This is a genomic window from Wolbachia endosymbiont of Oedothorax gibbosus, from assembly GCF_936270145.1.
Classification (GTDB): domain Bacteria; phylum Pseudomonadota; class Alphaproteobacteria; order Rickettsiales; family Anaplasmataceae; genus Wolbachia.
In genome coordinates this window covers 860,310-884,058 of sequence record NZ_OW370537.1, presented here as the reverse complement: position 1 = coordinate 884,058, position 23,749 = coordinate 860,310, and the positions used below count along the sequence as shown (strand labels likewise).

Below are 23,749 nucleotides of genomic sequence, written 5' to 3'. Positions count from 1 at the left end.
CAATGCTTCAACAAGAGAAAGCTATTAAATTTCTTACTGCGTATAAAAAATACAGGATATTATGGTGGGGCTTTGGTCCTACCTTACTTGAGGATTTATGTAAAGAGAAAAAGTTTGATGTCAAAGAGTTTTTAGACAAAAAGGATAAGGAACAATGCATTGAACTACTTAAAGCTTTCAGTGAGAGAAAAGTATATTGGTGGTGGCCTTGGAGTGGTAAAGTAAAGGATATTGTAATAGATAGTAAACAGTGTCAAAGAGCAAGAGAGTATAAAAACTATTCTTGGTTTTGGAAAATAGTTCTTGGTTTGTTTACTTCAGTTTTGGTTCACCGTCAAGTTTTAAAGTGGAATAGTACATTTGTTAGTTGTGGAGGCTATATGTATAAAAGTGATGTTCAAGGGAAAGGCCCAGAAGTGCCAACAAGACCATTAAACACCCCTGGTAATGTTATTGATTTAAATGGAAAGTTTGAAACTGTTGGAGACACGTTAAACTCATTGGGTCTTTCTGGGCTATTACAGCAGCTTGATGATAGTCTTGAAAAGGTCAGGAGAAACATAGAAAGTAGAGATGGGCATGAGCAACTTGTGAAAAAGTTAGATAAAAAAATGCAAAAATTATGTCTTCAGGTTCATCCTGATAAAGTAAGGAATAGAGGTGGCTCCGAAGAAGAAATAGCAAAAGCTCAGGAAAGGCAGGCAGCTTTAAGTGCATCCAGAACAGTAATTAAAAACATCAGTGAACATTTTTTGGACCTTATTCATGTTGACTGTAAATATGAATTTTATGGTAAAATGAAAATTGGCTTACTAGGTAATGCAAAAGTGTTAAATAGGCTAAATTTCAAGATGCTGATGGAGTTATCTACGTTATCAAGAATTAAGCAAGAAGAAGTCATAGGAAATATAAATAAGTTCTTAAAAGCAAGTAATGCTAGTATAGAAAGCTTTATTAACAGCTATTACGAAGAAGACAATAAAAAAGCTGAACGTGATTTTGAAAAAAATAGAAATGATGCCTTATATCATCTAAGAATGTGTATTAGTGGATATGAAAAATTAAATAATCAACTTGATGAGGTAAAAAAGGAGTGTAGAAAAGACGAAGAATTAAATGGTCTATTGTATGATTCAATATGTAAGATGTCTGAAGATAGCGCTAAACAACTAAAACAGTTGAAGGGAATAGAAACATTTACTAAAGTTTCACTAGAAGGAAAATTTAGTGTTGTTAATCCAGAAGGTCAAGGTCTCGACGATTACTTTGTGTTACCTTTTGCAACATATGTAAGTGCTTTGTTGATATGCAGCATGTCTAGGAAGGGTGAAAAGTCGTTAATTAATAGGTTATGGTCATTTATTTCATCGATTTTTTCATCCGTCTTTTCATCAGAAAAGTGCGAGGGAGAGGAGAAGCAGCATGAGCAAGGTGAGGATTTATATGGTGAAGCTTGTTGCTTAATGCTCTATTTTAATGACAAAGGTAAATATAAAGAAAAGGTGAAAGGTATTTTAGGAAAAAAAGATGATGAATCAATTAGTGATAATGATGTGAAAGATCATTTTATTGGCATCATAATAGATATTAGAGAAAGCTTAGCACAGAAATTTAAGCCAGATAATTATATAGAGCGTGGTGGTATGAAAGAACATACTGAGCAACTACGTGAGCTTGAGAAAAGAGTAGACAATCTGATAAGCAAAATGCAAGAAGATTTAAAGCAAGCCCAAGAGATTAGAGAGGATCAGAAAAAAAATAGAGAGCAACTCGAAAATCTGAAAGAGATGATAGAAAACTTTGAAAAGCAGAGAAAAAAAAGTACCAAAGTACAAAATAATGCAGCAAAACAGCCAAGTAGTTCATTAAGTGGAGTAGAACAAATGTCACGCAGTAAGTTATTAAGGTCTGATGGCAGCAACAATAAAACGAGAAAAGAGATGAAAGACCAAGAAATGTCTAGCTATGTGAGGCATGAAGAAACAGCTCACAATGGAACTAACGATCAAGGGGCAAGCACTAGTCAACAGCAATCCTATTCTCAAAGTGCTAACGATCAACAACATGAATCAGGTGCTCAGGCTTCTTGTGCTCAACCTAGCCAGCAGCAAGAACCAAATGCTCAAGCTGCTAATGATCAACAGCAAGAATCATGTACTCAGGCTGCCAATGATCAACCAAACAGTAAGTTAGGTGAAGTGCACCCAATTTCGCGTAGCCAGTCACTGAACTCTTTACATTCTGATGATAGTGATATTGAAGTAATTAGTAAATCGCAATGTCGTTAATCTAGCAGGCATAACTAATTAACAAACAGAAGCATAGTAGGCTCAGAGGTGTGCACATCAATGTCAGTGAAGTTTGTGTATGTCAAGCTAAAAAATACTAAAGTTATAAAAATTATTCTTGCATTGGTTTTTATTTGTGCTACGTGTTATACATAATATCTTTGTAAACTGGGGGTGAGTATGTTAACTAGAGGTATTTCAAAGTCTGAGCATGTTTCTGGTGCGAAAACAAATTCAGAAATAAATGAAACATTGGAAAGGTTATCAAAAAAGCTAGAAAAAGAGGAAAGGGATGATGAGTACGAGCTATAGAAAGACATCTTTTTTTTCGCTTGATTTTTATCTTTTTATGGATAGCAAGCTGTTATTTCATGGTATAGTGTGTACGTGTATTGCTTCCGCACTTAACATGGTGATGGAGAAGAGACACCCTTACGTTACGCTGCTACTGGCTAGGGTCAATTGATGGTATACTTGGCTTACTTGCAAGTATATGTAATAATTAAATTTTCTTTTTAGCAAGCTAGGAGATAAATGTGTCAGAGAACTCAAATAAAAAAAACGAAGTATGCGATTTACTGCAGTCTGTCTCAGAGAACTCAATCAAGAGAGCTTGTAATGAGTTTTACTTTGACATTAATAACAATTGTTGGTTTGATCAATCCCAAGTTGGTAAATCTTTGCACCCTCTATTAGGAAAGTCACCTAACAAGCCAAGAATACTTATTTCAGATACTATAAACTTCTCCGATGCACTTAAAGATCTGAAAGGAATGGTAAGCCGTGATTGCTGTAATAAAAGTACAATCTGCATTCATAACAGTGGAAGCCATTTTACTGTTTTCTATCATTTCCAGAAGGAGAAGAAAATATTATTCATAGATCCTATGGGTGCAACAGGAAAACCTGATTTAAAAAATGAAGGTTACACCTTATACGTTTCGAATACCAAAATTCAAAGAGATGGCTATTCATGCGGGCCTATAGCATCTGAAATAGCTAGAATGCTATACTCTAACTATGAAGCAGTTGAAAGTCATTTATCTAAACTAGGTTCAAATCGTGATTCAGTTAGCCTTGATGATTTTTTGCCTAGAGAAGAGCTTGATCAATTACGTAAGTCTTTTTCAGAAGAAATAACCATAGACTATGGTGAAAATAAGATAAGGTTGAAAGGGGCTGATTATAGGACAGCTCATCTCGTATGTAATTTAACTAAGGATATACATTATGCGATTATTACACCCGGACTTGTCAGGTCGGGGTATCATGATGTTGAAGAAATTCCTCAGGAAGAAAAACAAAAGGTAGAAAAAATAAGGGCGCTTTTCATTGGTAACCCAGATAATGTGAAATTATTTAATCAAGAAGTTAATAAGTTACTTCGGCAAAATAAAGTAGTGGATTCAGATAACGTTACTTCAAAGAGTTCGCAAAGGAGTAAGCGGCCTGTGATAGCTGCTTCTATGTTATCAATAACCGGAGTTGCTACAGGGATAGCTATCGCAGTTTACTTAGAAATGTTAGCGGTAGGAATAGCAGTTGGAGCTTGTTGTCTCGTTGCTGCTGCAATCATATACTTTTGTAGTGGGCCTTCAAATTCACTTGAAAAGAGTAGTGCCAAAGCTGCAACTAATAAATGTTGTTTAGAGGCTCCAAACTAAATGAAATGGGGTAGCAGAGAAGTTAAGAGAGACTCTTTTGAAGAATGTTCCATATTGGATTTTAAGTGATTAAAAGTATTGTTGGCCAATTTCGACTAAGTTATCTATGAACTAATTCGCTTAGCTTTGTTGCAAAAATTTTACATCTTTTACTTTCGCAACACCAATTTTATTTAAATTATTCTCGCAAAGGTAGGTACCTTTTTGCGGTTTTTGTAGAGAGTAAATATTTAAAAGTTTTACGGCGCTAATTTGTAGTATTTTTCTGTATTAATTAGAACTAAAGTGGTTAGTAATAACTTTATATGGAATATACAAAGAGATATGCTAGTCTTGACTTTCTTATTAAAGTATGTAATAATTAAATCATATTGTCATTTCAAGCGAGGATAGGAGGTACTTATGATAATCGAACAGTGGGAAACGATACTAAATGCAGTAAATTTAAATGAGGTTCACATACTTGAACAGATAAAGGGAAAGTTACAAGACCGATTTAGACCTATACATAAGAACTGGGAGGAGGAGGGCTTCAAGATAAACCACCTATTCAACATATTGCTGATCATAAATGGTAAGGAATGTAGAGAAAATTTTACATTGTTGTCTATAGCTGCTAGAAGTGGCAAATCAGATATAGTTAAATATCTTAAAGAGCAAGGGGCTGATGTTAATCTAAAAAACAATAATAGACTTCTTTCAAAATTGAGGGAGAGAGAGTAAGATCAAGTATTTGGAAGCATGAAATATAAGGAAATAGAAAAGTTAGAAGGAGAAAAGTTTCGACGTTTAACGGGGGTAAAAAAATCAACATTTAAGAGAATGGTAGAAATTCTAGATGAGGAGGATAAAAGGAAAAAAGCTAGAAGTGGAAGAAAAAGCAAACTTTGTATAGAAGATAGATTACTTATGGCACTGGAATATATGAGAGAATATCGTACATATTTTCATATAGGACAAAGTTATGGCATGAGTGAAAGCAACTGTTTTAAAATAATAAGGTGGGTAGAAGACACATTAATAAAACATCCAGATTTTGCATTACCAGGAAAAAAAGATCTATTAAATAGTAATGTAGAATACGAAGTTTTGGTAATAGATGGAACTGAAACAGCAGTAGAAAGGCCAAAAAAAAGCAAAAGCGCTTTTACTCTGGAAAGAAAAAAAGGCATACTATAAAAACACAAATAGTAACAGAGAAGAAGAGTAAAAAGGTCGTATGTACATCTTTCTCCAATGGTAGAAAACATGATTTTCGGATGTTTAGAGAATCAAAGATAGCAATATTACCGCAAACTAAGATCCTAGCTGATTCTGGTTACAGAGGAATGCAAAAGATACATAAAAATGTTGAATTACCACATAGAAGATCAAAAAAGAATCCTTTATCAAAGGAGAAAAAAGCAGAAAATAGATCTCTCTCTATACGAAGAGTGGTAGTTGAAAACGTAATCGGCTTATTGAAAAGGTTTAAAATCATTTCTGACAGATATAGAAATCGACGAAAACGTTTTGGCTTAAGATTTAATTTGATTGCCTCTATTCACAATAGAGAGCTCCTTTCATGAATTTTGAAAGAAGTCTACTCTCTGCTTGATAACCCCAAATGGTGGAAACTTTAAGCCTTGCTGCTCCTACTTCTTGATAATTACGTGTACCAACTGCAGGATCACGAAGATTTTCATCCTCAAGTTCTGTGATGGTTGATTCTACATAATAAACACCTATGCGAACTATAGTATTAAGAGGAATAACAAACTCTTTTGCCTCTACCTTTCTCACCGCTCCACGAAGATAGATTTTTCCAGCTTCAAGTGTAACTTTTTCCCCATCTATGATGCAATTAGCCCCAGTTATAACATCACCATCACGGAATATCGCATCTCCTATGCCTTTAAGCCTCAAAAGAGCATAATCTTGAATCTCATTTAATTCTGCTGACTGCAAACCTCTTCCTGCAAGGAATAAGCTTTTTTCGTATTCTTTATCGGGATTAAAGCGATTATAATAGCTATTCAAAGTCATTCTTTTCCCCTCTTCAGAATGTAACAACAAAGGCAAAAGTTTCACGGGTTGCTGCGGTTCTGATAAGCGGTACTGTATGTTCCAAAACTAACAAAATTCCCGGATTTTCCACGTCTTTTGGTTCAAAATATCTCTGTCCAGGCGGTACTTTCTCCTTTATCTTTGTACCAACCATAACCCCTAGTTCCCTTATCACTTGATTTGCTGCATCCGTGAAATCGAAAGTAAATTTAAGGTACAGATACCGTCTTGTACGTCAACAAAAAAGTTACAAGAACGTTGAATAATGAACTTAGATTTTGTTGATTCTTCTGATCGAAGTGTTTTTCTTTCAAAAAATAGACTATTGTCATATGTCAAAATGTTACAACAAAGGAAAAAGTTTCTCTTGTAGCTGCAGTTCTGATAAGCGGCACAGTGTGCTCTAAAACCAATAAAATCCCAGGATTTTCAATATCTTTAGGTTCAAAATATCTTCGCCCTGGTGGTAAGGCTTCTTTTACTTTGGTGCCAACCATAATTCCTAGCTCTCTGATCACTTGATTTGCTGCATCCGTGAAATCGAAGGTAAATTTAAGATATAAATTATTGGTTGGCATATTTGAAGATTTAAACCTTCCCGAAGGAGTTATAAGTTCTCCATTTTCATCACCTGTGCAAAAAAGGACTTCATCAACAATGCGTCTTCCAAGTTCATTAAGCAGCTTTGTAGAAGTAATGGGCTCTGCTGGTGTACTTCGAATATACTCTACAGTAACTGTACTGTCCGCTGTAATAGAGCTATTTTCAAGGCACTTAACAGTACCAGTATTGCTGTCAATCGTATAATCTATGCTTGGCTTATAGGTTGTTGAGCCTTGAAAGATTTTTACCTCTTTAACTGGGAAATGATCGAGCATTACTCTATTCTTAACAAAAGTTTTTTCTGCTCTGTGGCTACTCTCCCAATTTGAATTACCACTACCCCAAGCAAGATGTATAGGCTGTTCTTTTATACTTGCTGCTATTGCTGCTCTACCGGACTGTGTGAGTATTGACATACAAATTTTACATTTAATCTTTATCAAATAAACAAGCTTTCCATAGATAACTTTGTTTTGCGGTTTTTTATATGATCAGGATCAAAAGCCTTTTTTGAACTTAGGACACCAAAAATAATATGGAGTAACTTACGCATTGCAGCTCCCACAATAGCCATATTATGCTTACCTTTCTCTTTCAACCTTTCGCAAAAAGTCATAATAATAGGGTTATGATTCTTGGCTACTATAGCAGGAAAGTACATTGCCTTACGTAATGTTCGTGAACCAGTTTTACTTAATCTGGGCTTGGCATGTACAGATGAACCTGATGTTACATTTTTTGGTATAGTTCCTGCATATGCTGCCAATTGCCTGGCATTTATAAAGGCTTTTATATCAGGAATTTCAGCTAAAATAGCTACTGCTGATTCCTCTCCTATGCCTGGAATAGTCAGTAAGAGTTGAAAATCTTCCAACAATTCTTTGTGTTGTTTTACTAGTTCACATATGGAGTTTTTTATTGTTTCTATTGATTGTTCTATGGTCATTGCTAGGTTTTCCCAAACATTTACAACTTCTTCAGGCAGTCTCTCTGTCTTTTCTAAATGATTATTTACTAATGTTAATTCATCTTTTAACGCATCTGAACAACGATAAAGATGTTTTAATTTTTTCTTTTCAGGAGAAGGTGGTGTCCAACGAGAAAGTTCCTGTCTTTGACAATAATCTGCAATAATTTCTGCATCAGTCTGGTCATTCTTTTGTCGTGCAAGCTTACTTTTTGCATAAAACCTTATGCAAGCTGGATTTACAACACTCACAAAATGTCTAGCGTTATAAAGGAATTCAGCCAAAGCCTCGCTATAACAACCAGTGGCTTCCATGCAAGCTTTTACTTCTTCTACGTTATGTTTTTGTAGAAAGTTCAGCAGACTTTGAAACCCAGTATCATCATTTTTAAATTTCCTTTTCCTAGTTTCACGTTTTCCTTTTTTGCTTATGAATGAGAGAGAAACATCAAAATGTTCTTTTGAAACATCTATACCTAAAAAGTTGTTGATCATATATAACCCCATATGTTACCATTAAAAATGAAAAGTAAGGCTAACCTTGTGAATACAGAATTAGAACCGTTTGGTCTTTCTAAGATACCGTCCAGCCTATAACTTTTGAGAAGGGACTCTTTCCTGTACCACAGATTTTATATCTAAAGTTATTGACAAAGTTTTCCCTTCTCCACCTAATGTTTAAGCTTAAAACACTAGATGCTTTTTTCAAGATACAAAGTTGTTGGTTGGTACATTAGAGGGCCTAAACCTTCCAGAGGGAGTAACAAGCTCTCCATTAGACTTCTTTCAAAATTGTTAGAGGGAGTGTAAGATGAAGTATTTGAAAGAATGAAATATAAGGAAATAGAAAAGTTAGAAGGAGAAAAGTTTCGACGTTTAACAGGGGTAAAAAAAGCAACATTTGAGCGAATGGTAGAAATTCTAGAAGTGGAGGATAAAAGAAAAAAAGCTAGAAGTGGAAGAAAAAGTAAACTTTGCATAGAAGACAGGCTACTTATGGCACTGGAATATATAAGAGAATATCGTACATATTTTCATATTGGGCAAAGCTATGGCATGAGTGAAAGTAACAGTTTTAAAGTGATAAGATGGGTAGAAGACACATTAATAAAACATCCAGATTTTGCATTACCAGGAAAAAAAGAGCTATTAAAGAGTGATGTAGAATATGAAGTTTTAGTAATAGATGGAACTGAAACGCCAGTAGAGAGGCCAAAAAAAAACAAAAACGCTTTTACTCTGGAAAGAAAAAAAGGCATACTATAAAAACACAAATAGTAACAGAGAAGAAGAGTAAAAAAGTCATATGCACGTCTTTCTCGAATGGTAGAAAACACGATTTTCGGATGTTTAGAGAATCAAAGGTAGCAGTATTGCCGCAAACTAAAATCTTAGCTGATGCCGGCTACAGGGGAATGCAGAAGATACACAAAAATGTTGTATTACCGCACAGAAAAACGAAAAAGAATCCGTTAAGCAAAGAACAAAAAAAAGAGAACAGAGCACTTATGAGCCAAAGGGCAATTGTTGAAAACGTAATTGGCTTATTGAAAAGGTTTAAAATCATCTCGTACAGGTATAGAAACCGACGAAAACGTTTTGGTTTAAGGTTTAATTTGATTGCTGCAATTCACAATTTTGAGCTCCCTACATGAATTTTGAAAGAAGTCTATTCTCATCACCTGTGCAGAAGAGAACCTCATCAGCGGTACGTCTACCAAGTTCATTGAGCAGTTTTTTAGACTTAATGGACTCAGATGGTGTATCTTGGGTATACTCTATAGTAACTGTTCCACCTGTAGGAATAGAGCTATTTTCCGTACGTTTTATTACACCAGCAACTGTATAGTCTATACTTAACTGATAAGTTGTTTGTCCTGTAAAAACCCTTACATCTTTAATGGGGTAGTGTTCAAGCTTGATTTCACCCTCAACAAAAACTTTTTCGACCTGATGGCTACTTTCCCAATTGGCATCACCACTTCCCCAAGCAAGATGTATCGGTTGCTCTTTTATACTTGCTGCTATTGCTGCTCGACCTGATTGTGTAAGAATTGACATGTTTGATCCCTCTACTATATATATACCGTGTTTCCCATGGGTTTTTATGAAAAAAGTGGAAAAATTTTTTAAGCACTCATAAATTTCTTTGCAGCGTCTTCTCACGTCATCTACGGATAGAAGCGGTTTTGCTCAGCTCTTTTTGGTCTTGAGAACCCCTATACAGCGTTCTTTCACAAATTTAAAATCAAGGTTAGCTAGCTCACAAACAGTTTCAAAAGACTCTGAATTTAACCATTTTATCGCTTCTTCTTTCAGTTTTACGTTTTTTCCTACTGCATCTTTCATAGCCCTCTCAATAACAGCAATCCAGAGCTTCTCCTCGTCGTACTTCAAAATGGAACCCAGTCGATTTCAGTATTTTGATGCTGCTGTGGAGTAATAACTGTAGTAATCTTATTCTTTTCCCCATACTGATCAGCTTCAATACCTACCTTTGCTCTGAATTCTAACCCGTTTAAATCTGCAACTGAGCCAAGCTTACGGGCAAGTATCGCTTTCTCTGAATTATCATGTGGGTGAATATTGCGTGCTGACTCCAGAATGCTTCGAATCATAGAACGACCCATTTCTCCCCAGACATCTTCTCTTTCAACGTTTGCTTTGCCGCTTTTTATCCCAATTGCTTGATAAAGCTTTTGCCTTGCATATGGCCCTTCAATGACGGTAAATTCTGCATTTAGATAAATGCTACCAGTAGTGGGACTTTTGGTGAACCAGCATTCATAACCTCCTGGTTTAATGGTCATTTTGACTTTTACTATCGTCCCTTTGGGTATTAAATTACTTTGTGACTTTGCCGTGTTAAAATCAGTTAAATCCTGTAACATAAATACTCCCATAATAAAGTTGAAATCAGTTATTCCATTGGTCTACGAGTTGCCAATGGCCATTTATCTTATCAACAAGCTTGTTTGGCACACGTTCACCATTACGTAACTCAAATACTATTTGGCGAACAGTGCTTCCTTCATCTTGACTGAACATCACCATTCCAGTAGTGTAGAATCCCCTTAAAGACCCAGCACCGCTTAGGCCCTGAAATGGATCCTCTTCCAGCATTTTTTTGGATAATTTTTTTGTGTGGTGGGTAAGGATTATACCGGCATCTGGATTAATAATATTTCTCAGTTTTTCAAGTGTTTTTTGCAAGAAGAATAACATAGCACTGTTATCGTTCTCATTACCATATTCACTTGAGTTAAAGATGTTTCGCAGAGGGTCAATCGCAATAACGTCAGGTTTAAAACGCTCTTTAACAGTATTTTTGATTTCATCTATTTCTTCACTACTAAGCGATAATTGCACTCTTGGCGTGATAATTAAGTTATTGGCAGCTATATCCAAAAGTTCCTTATCAAGTTGAAGTCGTTGCAACCGTTCTTTCATATATTCATATTCAATTTCAGTTTGCATGTAGAAAATTTTCAAAGGTCTACTTGGTGTCATACCAAGAAATGATCTACCAGCAGCCATATAGACAAGCCAAGAGATCAAAAAGTCGCTTTTGCCGATTTTAGGTGGGCCACCAAATACCAACAAACCTCTCTTGGTTAAAATTCTTGGGGAAACAATGTCTTCTGGTATTGGCGATTGATCATTCAAGTATTCTTTCACACTGAAAAAAGGAATTTTTTGACCGATATTGAAAAAGTTTTGTTCCATAATTATTCTCCAATTTTTAATTAAGCAATAGGAGCCAAGGTTTTGGCTTTAATCTTCGTAAGTAATTTTCCCAGATGCGGTTCTTCAACCATATTCAGGCATCCACTTCGATCCTTAGCCGGGTATCCCATAAGTGTTGAAAGTATCAAAAATGGCGTGATATAAGGTGATTGACGGCATGTAAATTACCTCCCGACAGTAAAACAATCGAACGTATAAAAGAGTCATTTAGATCCAATGTGAATTGCAGTAATGCTATTTTGAACCCATGTAGATTATTTTTGATTTTATAAACAAGAAATAACAAAGCCGTAATAATAATCATGTAAATATACACCTTCATGCCATTCATAGTATGGCTTAAAAAGTGCTTATATCCAAGATTTTGCTTTATAAATTTAAAGAACACTTCTATATCCCATCTGCGCCTATATAGCTCTGTTACTTCATAAGCTGGCATTTCAAACAAGTTTGTCAAAAACCATATTTCATCTCCAATTTTATTTCTGATTTTTATTAGCCGTAGATCATGCTTTTCTGCCACTTTACCTCGTGCACGATAAAGATTAACTATTATATCTTCTAAAATCTCTGATCCATCCGATTTTTGTTCTCCTATAACTTTGTTCCTGCTTATAACATCATGTTTTCTTCCTACTTTAACTCTTGTGATAAATTTGTACTCCTTTTCATCAAATTCGGCAAAAGTTCCAACTTTTCTGATTCCTCTATCAAATAATAAAATATCCTCTTTTTCAACTTTAGCTTCATTAATTGCTCTCACTAATGCTATATCTTCACTACTTTCTTCTTGTCCTTTACAAAATCTTATACTTGTCGGCAATTGATCCTTTAATCCTACACTCACTTTAACTTGACTATCGTTACTTTTACCGCCTATTTTCAGCCCATCTTTTATGAGATATCCCGATAAATTTATGATCGTCGAATCAAACTTATGTAAGTTATTTGATGTTTTTTGGGGTAATAGCTTTTTAATCTTGCTCATCAAATCAATATATACTCCCTTAAAATATTCTGGATTTATAACTTTTAACCTTTTTGACAAACCACTGTATGTTACTGTACTTTTATCGCTATTCTTATCCATTATACACCTGTTTATTACCATTTCTAGCGCTCTTAGGCTTGTTTTTTGCCCCATTAATATTAACTTCATTAGACCTTTAAATATAATCTTGCCCAACAATTTAGTATTACATTTATCTACTTCACTTAATTTTCCTAGCCTTTCTAAATCCTCATCTTTTATTAAATTTAGTACTCTTTCTATTTGATCCATTATTGCCTCCATTTTCTTGCAATAATAGTTCTTTATGTCTTTTTTGTGTTACTTTCAACACTTATGCCGGGTATCCCCAAGAATTAATCGTCTGACAGACAAATGAACGCTTTTCTGTTCCGTTCTCTTGTTTAATACCAACCATGCTGATTACTTCATCAACAATTCCAGGAATTTCACTGGCAGTTTTAGCCCCTTCACATTGAGGTAGCCAAGTTGGACGATTGCAATCATCAAGATATTGACCTAAGGTGCCAACTATGATAATGTCTTTATCCCGAATATGTTGAAATTGATTGAGCCAAGCCATCATCTCTTGCGCAAGTGTGCCATAAGCAGCCCTTTTATCTTCTCTTCCTGATCTATCGGAAAAAGCTTCAGGTTGCATTCTTGCCCATGAAAAGCATACACTTGACGCAATAGTTATACTGTCAATAAAAATACAGCGATATTTAGAAACTTCAGAAAGAAGATCTTTGTGCTTGCTACAGACATGCTCATAGTGCTTTTGACTGTATGCTTGATCAGCTCTGACAGCAGGATTAGGACCACCAATAAGACAAGCTATATCTCTTGCCTCATTCCAAGTGCGCATATTGATTGAATCTCCTTTCCAGTCTTGAACAGCTAGAAGTCCTGCTTCAAAATCAAGACAAAGTGTTGTTGACTCATCGAGAGTTTTAATACCAAACTTCGTTATTGGGAAGACAAATAGAATATACGATAAATCCACTTAAACCTCTAGTTATAGGCAGAAAGCACTCTTTTTCATTTGTCTCATTATTATTGAGAATTGGTATAAGTAGGCTGGTCTTGCCAATTCCATAAGGTCCAAAGATTACTATCTTTACACCTGTGACCATTTTTGCTCTTTCTTCACTGTTTATTATTTTCATGCTTTTACCTTAATTTGCCCCTATATATAAATTCACCAAATTTCAAAAAACTGTTCACTTTTTCTTGCATTTTTTTCATAAAGAGATGCAAATTTAGGTCTCATTTTCTTGAGAATGCGGTGCAAAGTAGTTCTTGACATGCCGTTCATTTCAGCAACTTCAGCAATGCTATAGTGTTTCAGTTGTTCACATAAAATCTGCCATTTCATTGGTAGCTGTGAAATAGCTTGTTCAACATCAACGCGTAATATTGATTCATCTTCAAAGCAGTAACTTTGCTGCTGCGTATCATTTTTAAGGTTAGGAGTAGTGTGTACTTGTTTGCGAATTAGATTATGGATGCGATTTTTAGCAACTTGATTAGCAAAAGTTGAAAGACTGCCCTTAGTTTTATCGTACTGATCTATGCATGAAAGAAATTCGCAGAAGAGGTCTTGTTCTATGTCTTCAATATCTTGGTCAGTAGAGCATTTAAATGATTTATAATATTTTGCGTAAAATTTTATTAAATTAACAACTTTAGGATCAATGCCTGAATAAGAGTTTCGAGATTTCATGTGATGTATCCTTAAATGAAAGACTTAAGGATGAAACTTTCTTAGTAAACATTGTAGGACATGAAAAAAATACTTCAGACAATCGTGAGTTTTTTACCCCTGAAAAATCGGGAATCTTTTTTCAAACCTCAGACACTCAAAACTTTGATCAGACAATGCACCGAAACAAGGGAAGAAATTGCTAATTTATTAACTAGTGAAGTGAACAGTTTTTGTAAATCTGGTGAATATACATAACAAGGAAATCGCTCCGAATTTATAGTTTAAACCCCAGTTGCGGATTAATCAATATAGTAAAATCTAGAAATACAGGGCTTTTTAGGCTTCATGGAATATGAAACTAATGTGGAAAAGACGTGCACCAAGAAATTTATTGGAGACCTGTGCCTTGAATGCTCAAGCTCAAGTCTGTCTTTTAGGTAGCCAAAAACTGTTTCAATAATCGACCTTTTTCTTAAAAAAATCTTTTCTTCAAGTAGCATTAATGTGTTTTTCATACCTTTTTTTACTTTGGTAACGAGTTTTAGTCCTCTATCGAAGAGTTTTGCAAAGAGCTCTTTCTTTATATAGCCCTTATCACCAAACAAAAGACCAGTCAGTTTTTCAGTTAATTTTGGTACTGGTTTTCTGTCGTCAACGTTACCTTTAGTAAGTGTAACTCCTTGAATTTCACCTTTTTCATTAATTACCATATGCAATTTAAAACCAAAAAACCAGCCATATGTAGTCTTTCCAAGCTTTGCCAATCCTTTGAAAACTTTGTTTCTTGAGATTCTTTTTGGATGGCAAACAGCGATAGATGTTGCATCTATGTACGAAATCCCTGTCATTTTCGACTGCTCACATAGCCATTGCAAAAGTAATGCTAAATACCATAAAACCCTCGGTTTTAGCCTAATAAATCTACTATATGTTGGCAAATTTTGAAACTCAGATCCATATAGTGCTTTCAAATAATATGTATAGAAAGATTTAAAGTCCTCACATCTAGATTGTTGATAAAGTAAAATTATAGTAAGAATTTCAGAATGCGTAATCTCTGGCGTTCTGGTAGGTTTTTTACTGTTTGGCAGGAGTTTTTCTGCGAAATTTTTGTTTATAGCCTTGCAAAAATCGTCTACAAAGCAAAATAATTCTGTTACATTTTTATTCATGGGTAACCTCTCTACTTTTTGATAATATGTTTCCGGAGTTTACCCTATTTCCCTATCTTTTTCACTGACTTCTAATCCGCAACTGGGGTTTTAAAGGTTAATTATGAGTGTTTCATACAATGTTCCAGAGATTAAAGCACAACTATTGTTGAATTTAAGATCTTGTCTTTCTTATCTTTTCCCCAATGGTACCTTCCATGGAGATGAATTTCGTGTAGGTAATATTCATGGTGACAAAGGACAAAACCTCAGAGTAGCATTAACTGGTGGAAAAGCCGGACTCTGGCAGGATTTTGCAACTGGGCAGAAGGGTGATGTTCTTGATATTTGGGCAGGTGCACAGGGAAAAGATACAAAGAGAGACTTTTGTGAAGTGATGGCCTCTATAAGTGAATGTCTTGGATATAACAAGAAATGCGCAAAGGCTGACGAAGATTTCGAGAAATTTATTACCCACAGTTGGAATTATTATGATGAAAATGGTCAGGTCATTGTAAAAGTTTACCGTTCTGATCCTCCTGGAAAGAAAAAAGTATACAAGCCTTTTGATGTAAAACAATCTAAGTTTGCTGCACCAGAAATAAGGCCTCTATACAACATCCCAGGAATTTTAAAGTCCGATAAAGTTGTTCTGGTTGAAGGAGAAAAATGTGCAGAAGCGCTGATAGAGAAAGGAATAACTGCAACAACAATAATGTCTGGAGCAAACGCAGATGTCAAAAAGACTGATTGGTCACAACTGAAGGGCAAGCATATTATTATTTGGCCAGATAATGATGAAGCAGGTAATAAATACGCAAAAAATGCTGAAAAAAAGCTTTTAGAAATCGGAGTTGCATCACTTGTTGTTCTTGAAATTCCTCGAGGTAAGCCTGAGAAATGGGATGCTGCTGATTGTGTAGAGGAAGGTATAGATGTCAAAGAGTTTTTAGCTTCAACTCCATGTATAAATTTACCTGCTACTGATATTCCAACTACTGATACTTCAAATGTGAAAAGTTTAGAAAGACCCACAAAACAGCCACTTAATATTTTAGATTGGAGTGCAGAGCGCTTTGTAGGTCCAGTACCAGAGCAAAAATTTCTTGTTGAAGGGATATTTCCTTTGGGTGTTACTTCAATAGTTGCTGCTATGGGAGATACCGGCAAAGGTATGCTTCTTCTTGACCTAGCGCTTAAGGTTGCAAGTGATAAGGATCAGATGTGTGGCTTTGGTTCACTTGTTACTGAACATGGATCAGTAGTGATTTTTTCAGCAGAAGATGATGCAGGTGAGGTACACCGCCGCTTAGAACGACTTGACCCTAAATGTGAAAGGTTGAAACATAAAGATAAATTATTTATTGTACCACTGCCAAACGTTAGAGGATCACTTACAATACTCAGAAATGTTCGTGGTAAAATTGTTGAAGTCTCTCCTGAATTCGAATCTGTAATGAAACAGCTCGAGGAAATTAAAGATCTGAAATTGATAGTATTTGATCCACTTGCTTCATTTATCCATGCAGATATAAATGCTGATCCTGCTGTAGGGGATTATCTAATGTGCTTATTATCTGATTTAGCATGTAGTACTGGAGCTTCGATAATTACTGCTCATCACATGAGAAAGCCAAAAGGAGAAAAACCAATATTAACTGCTGAACAAGCACGCGATGCAATTAGAGGTACCTCTGCTCTTGTTAATGGTGTTAGATGCTCATACGCTTTTTGGCCAATAGAAAATACAGCTAGGCTAGAAATCTTTAAGGCAGTAGGAGAAACACCAAGACAGAATGCTTTGTTTCATGGGGCAGTTGTGAAGGCCAATGGTTTAGCTGATCGCACTGTAAGAACTTACCTAAGAAATCAGGAAACGGGGCTACTAGAAGATATAACAATACAACTAACAGTTAAAAATGCTAGTGAAAAAGACCTTAAAATATGTCTTACTGATGCAATTACACGATCTGCTGTTGCAGGACACCCATTTACTCATACAGGAAGCACAGGAGTATATAAGCAACGGCATAGACTACCTGAAGTTTTTCACAGCATGGGAAGGGATAGACTAGAGCGTATGGTACAGGAACTTTTACAGGTAAAGCAGTTAGTTAAAGTGATGTCTACAGGTTCAAAAGAGGATAAGTGGCTTGACATTCCAACTGGACCATTTGCTTGTGGTATAGGAAAATTCACTCCCGGAGCTGAAGATTTTAGCTATAGGCAAAATTTAATGTTAGGATAAGTCTTTTTTATGGGTAAAAATATTTTAGAGTTTACCCAGTTTTCTCTATTGCCCTTTCAATCTATAGCTACTTGTATCAATTTATATCCACTCAACTAAAACTTAGCACTCAATATAATTTTCAACTAAAGATAGGTAAGAAATAGCACCATCAATTACATTCCTAATTCCTAGGTTCCTAAATCAGTAATTAGAAATCAGGAATCTAAACTCTGCGTGAGAGCTAGCTTTTTTACCTACGTTCCTAAAAGCGTTCCTAGAAATCATGTATCTAAAGTCAGCCAGTATAGCGGATTCTACGTTCCTAAAACCCTTATATATTATATATATATAATAGTAATAAATAATAACAGTAATAATAAATATAAAATATATTGGATAAATAGAAATAAAGAAGACCTAGAGAGATTACCACAAAACATTACTTAAATTTAATGAAAAAAATACAACTTTGAGACAATTGGATTTAATGCGGATTCAAAGTGATTACACGACTCCAGGGTACAATTATACTACTAAGACCTAAGTTGCTCATGTAGAGTAGCTTAAAACTCGATTATGAGGCATTTCTAAATTATCTTTTACCTTAAATTTTTACTTACTACAAAAAACCCTCTTTCATCTTATCATGTTTTTTATTCGTTGTAAAATATTTTTTCAAAATAATAAGCCAGATGAACGGCAAAGTAGTCGTCAACTGATGTTTGAATTACATAATGGTCACGCTATTCCATCAAAATGTGTCGATAAAATCGATAACTGCTGGCACATACTTGATTATGAGTCACAGAGACTGATACATAAAGATTATGGACAAAAATTAGATGCAGAGCGTTCTCGTAGATATGATATTATACTGCAATTAATTTACGACGAGGCGAGAAATAGAGGGAAAGTATATACAATCAATACATTCTGTGAGGTATTTGAAAATAAAGCAGGTCTTGGTAGTAAAAACTCCATTCGTGAACGCATTGATGTTCTTGCTGCAAAAGGTTACATTAAGTTTAACAGGAATGATAAAAATGCTGAAAGAAGTAAATATGGAATACTTTGTGTTGAGGATATGGAAAAGAAAGTTACAAACCAACTAAATAAGGATATTACAGTGTATGAGAAGATTTTACCAACCGATTACAAATCGCCAGAATATGGCAGTATTATGCCAGTTGAAGATTCAAACACTTGGCTTTACTATAATTAGATCTCTTCTACTAATTTAATCAGCTACAATTATTTCAGACTCCAGAACTCTTCAGTCTTGGCAGAATCTGGTGCAGTTTATGAGATCTGGTACTTTCTGGTAGTAAAAAAATGCTAGATTTTCAATGGTTTAATGGTTGACAGATTTCTGAGCTGTAATCTGGTTTAGGTGGCAAAAAGCTTAGGAGTATTGCGGGGTTTTGACCAGTCTCCAGTTTCCAAAATTTCCTATTATTATATAATAATAATATAGTAGTATGACTTTAAAACATACTACTCTGTTGGTTTCTCTTTTACTTACAATAATAATAAGCTATGGAAAGCTCTCTTTCAAAGTTATCTGATAAAAGAAATGAAAGACAATGCTCAGAAAAAACAAACGACCGGTAATTGCGTTTTAAAGCGATTCTACAACTTCAGGGTATAATTGTACCGCCAAGACCTAAGTTGCTCATGCAGAGTAGCTTAAAACTCGATTGCGAGGCATTTCTAAATTATTTTTTACTTTAAACTTTTACTTATTACAAAAAACCCTCACTTTAGTCTATCACGTTTTTTATTCGTTGTAAAATATTTTTTCAAAAAAGTGAACAGTTTTTGTAATTTCGGTGAACATATATCACAATAGCTGGTTTTGGAGGTCTTATTGAGATACAACGACTTTTATCTAAAACTCTTAAGGAAATATTTTAGATAATCTCTATAAACAAATTGTGGGTGAAGTTAAAGAAAAAAAGTTTGAAGTTGCTGCCATAAACATAAGCTACAAAACCCTCTCAATAGTTCAAAATGGAGACAAAGATCAAAATTTATTTATTTACGTCTCTAATTTTATCACGTATAATGGAGACAAGATTTCCACTATATTATTGGTAGATGAAAAGCAGAGATATAGGGCTTTCTAAAGGGAGGGGACAATTTTTGTGCGCCAAGAAGCGTGTAAGGAACAGTTGGTGAAAATCCAACACGGGTAAAGCTTAGCCAGCAGCCTGGAACAGACCATTATATTGCGTAAGGTAACGAGCGTGGTAAAGCTAATGGAATGGACAATATAGGGTGCAATGAAAGTGAAGGTATTGAGTCCCGTAATTCCCGCGTCATGGGGGTTGACACCTTATTTTTGGTGGAAGACAGCATGGGTAATAACGCTAAGGCAAGATATTACTCACCCCATCGGGATCGAAGGCCGCGTCATGTGTTGAGATGGACCTTACGTGAACTTGGGAGATCCTTTGTATTCCTGTAAGGGTACTCTAGAACAAGCCAATAAAGGCGAGGAATGGAGAATGATACAAAGGAAGTCGGACTGACTGATAGTACTCAGAGTGTGGGAAAGCCACATACAAGGGGAAGCGGTCAGCAATATAGTAACTGGTATAGGGATTGCTATATCAATACAACAGAGATTGGAGGAATATGCAAGGAAAACTAAACCAGATAGCAGAAAGGGCTAAGCAAGATAAGCGAGTAAAATTTACATCGCTAGTTCATTTGATTAATGAAGAGAATCTTGCAGAGTGTTACAAGGAACTAAAACGCAACAAGGCTTGTGGTATAGATCGTGTGACAGTGGAAGCTTATGGAGAAAATCTAGAAGAGAAACTTAAAACACTAGTGGATAGTATGAAGAGAAAGCAATATCAACCGCAACCAGTGAAAAAGGTATACATACCCAAAGCTGGGAGCAAAGAGAAGCGCGGACTCGGAATACCGTCAACTGAAGATAAGTTGGTACAGATAATGCTAAAGAAGATATTAGAAAATATTTATGAAGCAAACTTTATGGACAATTCGTATGGATTTCGACCAGGAAGAAATTGTCATCAGGCGATAAACGCTCTAGATAAAGCAGTTATGCACAAACCAATTAACTATATTGTAGAAGTGGATATCAAGAAGTTCTTTGATAATGTTCAACATAAATGGCTAATGAATTGCCTAAGGGAACGAATAGCTGACCCAAATTTATTGTGGTTAATAAAACGATTTCTAAAGGCAGGAATAGTTGAAGTTGGATGTTATAAAGCAACCGATCAAGGCACACCACAAGGTGGTATAGTAAGCCCTGTATTAGCTAATATATACTTACACTATGTGCTGGACTTATGGTTTGAAAAGAAATTTAAGCCAAAAGCCAGAGGATATATACAGCTAATAAGGTTTTGCGACGATTTTGTAGTTGGCTGCGAGATGGAAGAAGACGCAAAAGAATTTCTAGAATTACTAAAACAAAGACTAAGTAAATTTGGGTTGGAAATAGCTGAAAATAAAACAAAAATAGTAAAGTTTGGTAAGAAAGAATGGTATCAAGCAGAAAGAGAGAAACGTAGGACGGCTAGCTTCAACTTTCTAGGATTTACACATTATTGTGGAAAAAGTCGTAATGGTAAACTTATGATGAAGCAGAAAACTTCAAAAATAAGCCTAGCCAGAAAGATTAAAGAAATCAAAGAGTGGTTGAAGATGGTACGAAGTCGTATCTGTCTCAAAGATTGGTGGCAGAAACTTAAAGCCAAACTAACAGGACACTATAGCTACTTCGGGGTTAGCGGAAATTATCGGTGTTTGATTCAATTCTATCGACCGGTAACAAAGCTAGCATTTAAGTGGATAAACCGACGTAGTCACAAGAAAAGTATGGATTGGGAACAGTTTACATACTATTTAAAAGTAAATCCACTACCAAAGCCAAAGATATATGCTTCTTTGTACACAGGAGCACTAGTGTGAACGCTGTATTGTGGAGCCGTGTGCGGGAAATCCGCAAGCACGGTTCTTTTGGGGGGACTATGATTAAGAGACCAAATCGCTGGTTTTCAAGGTCATGAGTCTCTACCAGACCACCCCCCTTGAAATTAAAATAAAAGCAAGATGTCAAATACAGATAGCTCAACTACAAGCTGGTTTTTGTTGTAGTTATTTTCTCACTTTCTTTACTTGCTTTAATTAATTCATCAAAATCAGATTCATGTAATTTGTCCTGTACAATTCTGTACTTTTCGTATTCTCCTTCAGCTAGGGCTTTTGCAACTTCAGTACTAACTTTACCAGCATCTTTAAGTACTTCATAATCATTGAACAATAGAAATGCATCCAATTTTTCAACCCAATCCTGCATTTTCATTAGCCGATTCTTTCTTGCTTGAAGTTCTGCATAATCTAGATACATCGAAACAATGTGATTTAGTTCACTTAACTCTTTTTCAGTCAAGTAGTTTTTCGCAATACTTACATCACTCTTATGAATTTTGTTACCTGAACCATCTTTCCATGTAGTTAGCCCCATATGTGGTTTTTTGTGATCAACTCTAGAGTATATTAATTCTGCCGCAGTTAAGACGTAAATCGCCCAATATAATTTATTTTGTACTTTTGCATAAAATTGTCTTGTTATATCCGAATTTGGATCATAATCTGCAGAGCATTCAGCATAAATGTCCGTAATCTTCTGGTAAAATCTACGTTCAGATGCTCGTATTTCCCTGATTTTTTCAAGTAATTCATTGAAGTAGTCTTTACCAAACTTTGGGCCGTTTTTTAGCCGTTCGCTATCTAATGCAAATCCTTTGATGATGAAATCTCTCAAAATTTTTGTAGCCCATACTCTGAAAGATGTAGCCTTTTTAGAATTAACTCGATAACCAATAGCTATAATTGCATCCAAATTATAAAATTGTGTAGGGTACTGTTTACCATCTTCAGCAGTATTCCGGAAAATCCGGATAACTGAATCTTTATCTAATTCTTGACTAGCAAATATGTTCTGTAAATGCTCACTAATTGTTCTAATATTAACATCAAACAACTCCGCCATTCTTTTTTGTGTAAGCCAAATGTTTTCATCTCGATACAAAACATCAATTCTTACGTCTCCATCTGGAGTTGTATATAATAAAATTTCGTTTTCATTTATTATCATATCTACTCTACCTTACTTCAAGTAGCATATAGGTTGTTTGTAAAAAAGACAAGCAACTGTAAAACTCTAAAAATAGAGAACTATCTACTTTATTCTTTAGCTGGTAAGCAGTTTTGAAATTATTTTAACTTTTTTTCAAAAAATCCCGGAAAAAGTAGTCGGTATATATTAGTATAGGGGCATTGAGTGTAGATGTGCTTCAAACAGAAAAGTTGGAAAACAGAAAGCAAAAGAAACCTAGGCTTTTACGTAATTGAGAATTTATATTTTTTTAAATAAGGCAAAAACTGTGTTTTAAAGCTAGATGTGACTTTAGGAAACTTTTTATCACTACCCACCAAAGAACGTCTATAATAGCCCTTAAAACTCAAATAAAAGCTACCCTTAGTAATCTTACTGTTACAAAACAAACCTGCAGGCAAGTTTAACAAGGTTTTTATCCTTTGCAAAAAAAAAAGTGAACAGTTTTCGTAATTTTGGTGAATATATATAACAAGAAAACAACTTTCTGCAGTAGCACATAATTCTCGTTGTTGGCCAGCAAAAAACTATGAATTGCTAGTGTATTTTGAAGGAACCAAACGATATTTTGGGAATCGGTGCTACTTATAGTTTTAAATTATAGCAAATGTCAACCCTAACACTAGATCTCGGCAAACAAACCGGCTGGGCAATTCTTACAGATGGAGTAATTGAAAGTGGAAGCAAAAGTTTTCATGGTAGCCGTTTCAGCGGAGGTGGCATGCATTTTTTGAGTTTTCGCAATTGGCTTAATTCATTAGAGCATAAGTTCACTGCGGTTTATTTTGAAGAAGTAAGACGACATCTTGGAACTGATGCTGCGCATTGTTATGGTGGTTTTCTTGCCGTCTTAGCTGCTTGGTGTGAGGAGAACAATATTCCCTACCAAGGTGTTAATGTTAAAACTATCAAACGCTTTATAGCTGGTAATGGTAATGCAAGCAAAAGTGAAGTTATTGAAGCGATACGTGAAAAAGGTTTTTCACCTCGAGATGATAACGAAGCGGATGCTTTAGCTTTAATGTTCTATATTAGTAAAGATATTAATGTATTAAAAATACCATAAAAAGTGGGTCCTTTTGGCCAGGCTGGCGGGTTTGCTGGGTTTGACCCCAGGCCTTCTTTAGCGTCAGAGATATTTTAAATATTAACTTTTTAATTATTAAGAATTTAAA

At 35.2% G+C, this 23,749-nt stretch carries 21 protein-coding genes and 4 pseudogenes; 12 read left to right on the top strand and 13 right to left on the bottom strand.

Translation table 11 applies throughout. The annotated features are described in order from the left end of the window. Positions 1-2 precede the first annotated feature (2 nt). The 5 genes from NBW37_RS04320 to NBW37_RS04305 all read left to right on the top strand — a co-directional run bounded on the left by NBW37_RS04320 (position 3) and on the right by NBW37_RS04305 (position 5,520). Entirely contained in the window at positions 3-2,288 is a 2,286-nt protein-coding gene (locus NBW37_RS04320; RefSeq protein WP_250295882.1) for a hypothetical protein, read from the top strand. A 180-nt stretch (positions 2,289-2,468) separates the two neighbouring features. Further along, entirely contained in the window at positions 2,469-2,600 is a 132-nt protein-coding gene (locus NBW37_RS07625) for a hypothetical protein (RefSeq protein WP_256466254.1), read from the top strand. Between the two features lie 224 nt (positions 2,601-2,824). Beyond that, positions 2,825-3,952: a TomO hydrophobic C-terminal domain-containing protein gene (locus NBW37_RS04315; protein ID WP_250295881.1), complete on the top strand. Its 1,128-nt coding sequence runs from the start codon at positions 2,825-2,827 to the stop codon at positions 3,950-3,952. Between the two features lie 402 nt (positions 3,953-4,354). Beyond that, a complete protein-coding gene (locus NBW37_RS04310) occupies positions 4,355-4,675 on the top strand; it encodes an ankyrin repeat domain-containing protein (RefSeq protein ID WP_250295880.1) in 321 nt (106 codons plus the stop codon). 18 nt (positions 4,676-4,693) lie between these two features. After that, a protein-coding gene (locus NBW37_RS04305; RefSeq protein ID WP_250295841.1) for an IS5 family transposase occupies positions 4,694-5,520 on the top strand; the annotation gives its coding sequence in 2 pieces (ribosomal slippage) (positions 4,694-5,081 and positions 5,081-5,520; 828 coding nt in all). A 16-nt stretch (positions 5,521-5,536) separates the two neighbouring features. Here the strand turns inward: NBW37_RS04305 and NBW37_RS04300 are convergent. From NBW37_RS04300 to NBW37_RS04285, 4 genes and pseudogenes are all read right to left on the bottom strand, one after another. Beyond that, positions 5,537-5,977 (bottom strand): annotated as a pseudogene (locus NBW37_RS04300) (DUF4815 domain-containing protein); the annotation flags it as partial. Between the two features lie 13 nt (positions 5,978-5,990). Next, positions 5,991-6,218 (bottom strand): annotated as a pseudogene (locus NBW37_RS04295) (hypothetical protein); the annotation flags it as partial. A 115-nt stretch (positions 6,219-6,333) separates the two neighbouring features. Beyond that, the gene (locus NBW37_RS04290) at positions 6,334-7,017 is read right to left on the bottom strand and encodes a hypothetical protein (protein ID WP_250295878.1); all 684 of its coding nucleotides are present in this window, start codon (positions 7,015-7,017) and stop codon (positions 6,334-6,336) included. Positions 7,018-7,040: 23 nt separating this feature from the next. Beyond that, on the bottom strand, positions 7,041-8,063 hold the full coding sequence (locus tag NBW37_RS04285) for an IS110 family RNA-guided transposase (RefSeq protein ID WP_250295877.1): 1,023 nt from the start codon (positions 8,061-8,063) through the stop codon (positions 7,041-7,043). A gap of 333 nt (positions 8,064-8,396) precedes the next feature. On the opposite strand from NBW37_RS04285, the gene NBW37_RS04280 reads away from it, so the two are divergent. Next, positions 8,397-9,223 (top strand): IS5 family transposase gene (locus NBW37_RS04280; RefSeq protein ID WP_250295852.1). Its coding sequence is split into 2 segments (ribosomal slippage): positions 8,397-8,784 and positions 8,784-9,223, totalling 828 coding nucleotides; the frame shifts between segments, so codons are not numbered across the junction. Positions 9,224-9,239: 16 nt separating this feature from the next. Here NBW37_RS04280 and NBW37_RS04275 read toward each other — a convergent pair. The 8 genes and pseudogenes from NBW37_RS04275 to NBW37_RS04235 form a co-directional block, all read right to left on the bottom strand. After that, positions 9,240-9,629: pseudogene (locus tag NBW37_RS04275) on the bottom strand (hypothetical protein); the annotation flags it as partial. Positions 9,630-9,761: 132 nt separating this feature from the next. After that, on the bottom strand, positions 9,762-9,965 hold the full coding sequence (locus NBW37_RS04270; protein WP_250295875.1) for a hypothetical protein: 204 nt from the start codon (positions 9,963-9,965) through the stop codon (positions 9,762-9,764). Beyond that, entirely contained in the window at positions 9,962-10,459 is a 498-nt protein-coding gene (locus NBW37_RS04265; protein WP_250295874.1) for a hypothetical protein, read from the bottom strand. The genes NBW37_RS04270 and NBW37_RS04265 overlap by 4 nt, the downstream gene beginning before the upstream one ends. A gap of 25 nt (positions 10,460-10,484) precedes the next feature. Then, complete coding sequence (locus NBW37_RS04260) at positions 10,485-11,294, bottom strand: AAA family ATPase (RefSeq protein WP_250295873.1); 810 nt, start codon at positions 11,292-11,294, stop codon at positions 10,485-10,487. Between the two features lie 145 nt (positions 11,295-11,439). Beyond that, the gene (locus NBW37_RS04255) at positions 11,440-12,609 is read right to left on the bottom strand and encodes an IS4 family transposase (RefSeq protein WP_250295821.1); all 1,170 of its coding nucleotides are present in this window, start codon (positions 12,607-12,609) and stop codon (positions 11,440-11,442) included. A gap of 52 nt (positions 12,610-12,661) precedes the next feature. Beyond that, positions 12,662-13,330: pseudogene (locus NBW37_RS04250) on the bottom strand (AAA family ATPase); the annotation flags it as partial. A gap of 195 nt (positions 13,331-13,525) precedes the next feature. After that, positions 13,526-14,050, bottom strand: a complete 525-nt coding sequence (locus NBW37_RS04240; RefSeq protein WP_250295871.1) for an RNA polymerase sigma factor — start codon at positions 14,048-14,050, stop codon at positions 13,526-13,528. 281 nt (positions 14,051-14,331) lie between these two features. After that, positions 14,332-15,204: an IS982 family transposase gene (locus NBW37_RS04235; protein WP_250295817.1), complete on the bottom strand. Its 873-nt coding sequence runs from the start codon at positions 15,202-15,204 to the stop codon at positions 14,332-14,334. Positions 15,205-15,307: 103 nt separating this feature from the next. On the opposite strand from NBW37_RS04235, the gene NBW37_RS04230 reads away from it, so the two are divergent. The 5 genes from NBW37_RS04230 (at position 15,308) to ltrA (ending at position 21,364) form a co-directional block, all read left to right on the top strand. Continuing rightward, on the top strand, positions 15,308-17,431 hold the full coding sequence (locus NBW37_RS04230) for an AAA family ATPase (RefSeq protein WP_250295870.1): 2,124 nt from the start codon (positions 15,308-15,310) through the stop codon (positions 17,429-17,431). Positions 17,432-18,059: 628 nt separating this feature from the next. Then, positions 18,060-18,635: a hypothetical protein gene (locus NBW37_RS04225; protein WP_250295869.1), complete on the top strand. Its 576-nt coding sequence runs from the start codon at positions 18,060-18,062 to the stop codon at positions 18,633-18,635. 712 nt (positions 18,636-19,347) lie between these two features. Then, on the top strand, positions 19,348-19,539 hold the full coding sequence (locus NBW37_RS04220) for a hypothetical protein (RefSeq protein WP_250295868.1): 192 nt from the start codon (positions 19,348-19,350) through the stop codon (positions 19,537-19,539). Positions 19,540-19,913: 374 nt separating this feature from the next. Beyond that, entirely contained in the window at positions 19,914-20,066 is a 153-nt protein-coding gene (locus NBW37_RS04215; RefSeq protein WP_250295827.1) for a hypothetical protein, read from the top strand. Beyond that, a complete protein-coding gene (gene ltrA / locus NBW37_RS04210; protein WP_250295826.1) occupies positions 20,051-21,364 on the top strand; it encodes a group II intron reverse transcriptase/maturase in 1,314 nt (437 codons plus the stop codon). The genes NBW37_RS04215 and ltrA overlap by 16 nt, the downstream gene beginning before the upstream one ends. A gap of 163 nt (positions 21,365-21,527) precedes the next feature. On the opposite strand, the gene NBW37_RS04205 is transcribed toward ltrA, so the two are convergent. Next, positions 21,528-22,553, bottom strand: coding sequence for a virulence RhuM family protein (locus NBW37_RS04205; RefSeq protein ID WP_250295867.1), 1,026 nt, complete (start codon positions 22,551-22,553; stop codon positions 21,528-21,530). Positions 22,554-23,181: 628 nt separating this feature from the next. On the opposite strand from NBW37_RS04205, the gene NBW37_RS04200 reads away from it, so the two are divergent. Continuing rightward, a complete protein-coding gene (locus NBW37_RS04200; RefSeq protein WP_250295866.1) occupies positions 23,182-23,640 on the top strand; it encodes a crossover junction endodeoxyribonuclease RuvC in 459 nt (152 codons plus the stop codon). Positions 23,641-23,749 lie beyond the last annotated feature (109 nt).